This is a genomic window from Eubacterium sp. AF17-7, from assembly GCF_003461285.1.
GTDB lineage: Bacteria > Bacillota > Clostridia > Lachnospirales > Lachnospiraceae > Eubacterium_U > Eubacterium_U album.
Genome location: NZ_QTWU01000028.1, coordinates 1,456 through 4,715, shown reverse-complemented (window position 1 = coordinate 4,715; position 3,260 = coordinate 1,456). Strand labels below are relative to the sequence as shown.

4 protein-coding genes and 1 pseudogene are annotated in these 3,260 nt (G+C 33.7%); all 5 read left to right on the top strand.

Annotated elements, in window-relative coordinates; genetic code table 11:
* A pseudogene (locus DWW96_RS14290) lies at nt 1–1,038 on the top strand (hypothetical protein); the annotation flags it as partial.
* Between the two features lie 17 nt (nt 1,039–1,055).
* On the top strand, nt 1,056–1,382 hold the full coding sequence (locus DWW96_RS13625) for a hypothetical protein (RefSeq protein ID WP_117910805.1): 327 nt from the start codon (nt 1,056–1,058) through the stop codon (nt 1,380–1,382).
* Nucleotides 1,383–1,828: 446 nt separating this feature from the next.
* The gene (locus DWW96_RS13620; RefSeq protein WP_117910804.1) at nt 1,829–2,284 is read left to right on the top strand and encodes a hypothetical protein; all 456 of its coding nucleotides are present in this window, start codon (nt 1,829–1,831) and stop codon (nt 2,282–2,284) included.
* 15 nt (nt 2,285–2,299) lie between these two features.
* Nucleotides 2,300–2,686, top strand: coding sequence for a hypothetical protein (locus tag DWW96_RS13615; protein WP_117910803.1), 387 nt, complete (start codon nt 2,300–2,302; stop codon nt 2,684–2,686).
* Nucleotides 2,687–2,775: 89 nt separating this feature from the next.
* Entirely contained in the window at nt 2,776–3,180 is a 405-nt protein-coding gene (locus DWW96_RS13610; protein ID WP_147339842.1) for a hypothetical protein, read from the top strand.
* Nucleotides 3,181–3,260 lie beyond the last annotated feature (80 nt).

Here is a 3,260-nt window from a genome sequence, read left to right as displayed (position 1 = left end):
TTCTTTACGGAAGAATATGGAGGAGTATCATGGGATGACAGCCCGGGAACAGGCGGCTCAGGAAACCACGGAAGTGGAGGAACCGGAAGCAGTTCAGGAAGTCATGGAACAGGTGAAATACCGGGAGGTGGCTCAGGAAACCATGGAAGTGGAGGAACCGGAGGCACTTCAGGAAGTCACGGAACAGGTGAAATACCGGGAGGCGGCTCAGGAAACCACGGAAGTGGAGGAACCGGAAGCAGTTCAGGAAGTAATGGAACAGGATATATTCCCGGAGGAGGAAGCCCGGATTACTGGAATTTCATTGATGCATGGGAGTTGCTTAGCAAAAAATACGGTGAAAAGGTAGCAAGCATACTGCAGGAGTTTGGAGAAGACGGACTAAAGCTTGCAGAAAAGTATGGAGATGACCTTGCAAGAATAATCGACAGTCTGGAGCCGACAGAAGCTAAAAAAGCAGTAAACCTGATAAACAGTTACGGAGATGAAGCATTCGATTTATTTAAGGAAGGAAAAGGTGCGGATGAAGTAAAGAAGATTGTTGAGGGTGGATTAAGTGAGAGGGGTAGTAAGACAATTGATTATGTTAAATTAAGTGATGAACTAGAAAATAAAATAACACTTGATGGATACAAAATAATAAATATTAAAGATGCAACGACTGCTAATGCAGATTGGGCAGATATGGGGTATGATTTGCCACCTGTAGCTGCTGGAACAAAAGTCTATAATGTTGAAGCAGGAAATCATAAATATGCAAGGGTATTCAAAGAGGGGGTAAACAAACCCAAGAGTCCATTTATTCTTCGTGCAGATGATATAAAAGGATTGAGTGCAGTTGAGATCGCTGAAAAATATGCATTACCACAAATACCTGATAAGATAGTATATCCCAAAATTCCAAGTGATATACCTTTAGAGGTTAGTATTGTTGGACCACAGGAATCGTGGGGGACATTAGGTGGAGATGTACAATATGCAATAAAAGATGTTTTCTTAGATGACGATTGGTTTACAGATATATATGATTTAAAGTAGAAAGGGAATAAAAAATAATGAGACAATTAGACTATAAGTCAATAGAGGTAAATGGCAAATTAATTCGTTTTGATATCAATATTAGTCAAGTAGTAGAATATAAAGATTTTTTTGTTGTTTTAATAAGGGAAAGGAAAGAAATACCTAATAATGTAATGGCATATAATTATCTGGGAGAGAAAATATGGAATATAAATGATATAGTTCAGGCAAAAATACCAAGGGGATATGACCAAATAGAAAAAAAATCCGATAATATACTAACTGCACATTATGAACTTGGAATAATTTTTGAAATAGATGTAAATAAAAGAGAAGTAGTTCAAAAAAATTATTTGAGATAGTTTAAATTGTGTCACTATATATGGATACACTAACAATCTATAACTATTGCATGTCTATTAATTAATCATTATGGCTGCCCAGAAGCAATTAAGAATCCATGATGTTAATTAATAGATACTAGCGAAATTTTGCCGGGCTTGGTATAAGATAAGAAAGGACATTGAAAAATCAAGATAGAATATTTAGTTCCAATACGCTGATATAAACGCACTCCTAGCAACAAGAAAAAATGTTGCGAAAGGGTGCGTTTATATCAGCGTGTTAGGGAAGTAGATTTAGATACCATCAAAGAACGGCAGCCATACTGCAGGAATTCGGACAGGATGGTCTGAACCTTGCAGAAAAGTATGGAGATGACCTTGCAAGAATAATCGACAATCTGGAGCCAACAGAAGCTAAAAAAGCAGTAAGCCTTATAAACAGTTATGGTGATGATGCACTGGAAATGTTTAAGGAAGGAAAAAGCTTTGATGAGGTAAAGGAGGTTGTTGAGGGTGGCAGAAAGACACCTTCCGAAATTGCAAGAAGTTGGCAAGGAAAAGGAAAATATCCAGGTATAGATGATTATGTTGATATTACTGTTAAAAAGGGTACTGTTTTATATCGAGGGGAACCGAATGGAACGGAGTATTTTACAACTTTAGATGCAATTGAACAGTCTGGCAGAGATGCAACGAAATTATTTGAAGGATTGCAGGTGGAAAAAAATCCTAAATATGGTTATAGAGGAGAAATGCAAGGCTATGTATTTAATGAGGATGTTGCGAGTGCATATGGAATAGCAAACGCAAATCCCCAATTTGGAAAAGGAGGATTACCACAATATTATGTTCCAGATGTTCAAGATTTGATTGATAAAGGGATATTAACTCCTGTTGATAATATTAAATTAAATAAGTAAGGGAGGAAACTAATAATGATAGATATCAACAATGGATTTATTGAAATATCAGATGAGCTAACAATTTTTCCAAGTTATTCATTTGAACAGTTCAAAAATACAAAATTCTATAATAATCAAGATGGGGTGAGAATTTTTTATTTAGATGAACAACAAATTATAGATAATAAGAAGTATATTGTTAGTTTATTCTTTAGGAATGGAAAGATATATATGGTGTCTTTGATATGTTGTGATAAAGAGTTTTCGGAAAAAAATGAGGATAAAAGAAAATTATTACACGATAATATATTAAATGAATTAGGTATTAATCAGCAGATTGAATATAGTTGGGGAAAAATAACATCAAATTATGATGCTAGAGGCAATGTAAGTAGTATTGATATTATGTACTTTAATTGATTTATACTTTAGGATTCATGTAAATCTAAATTTAATTCAAGTCTATTAATTAACAATCATAGTTGTTCAAAGGCAATTAAGAATTAATAGTGCTAAATCAATATACTATATCAGGTATTTACAAGATTATTTTAAGTTATAAAATAACAAAAACAGAAGATAGTATGATGAAAGATGGAGAATTTGCAATTTATTTAGGAAAAGAATATTCGGCAGGGGAGATTGAAAAAGGAAAAATAGTGTTACGTTCGACAGACATAGAGGATGTGAAAATAACTGAATATTATAGAATAAGGACAATGGCAATTTATAAAGGTTTTGAATTTGAAATTGTTGAAGAAACAGAAGACAAGTTGTCTATAGTTACAATGATAGGTGATTATAGAGATTGGGTAAGATTAGGAATGAAGAGCATTGACATAGGTGTGTATCAAAAATGGATAAACAAAAATGAAACAGAGGTTAAAATAGTAAAGGAAAATTTTAAATTGTAATAATAAGAGCAATTTAAGGTAAATTAGGTAATTACGACAAGCGCATTCGAAATGAAAATATTCGTTTTGGAATGCGTTTA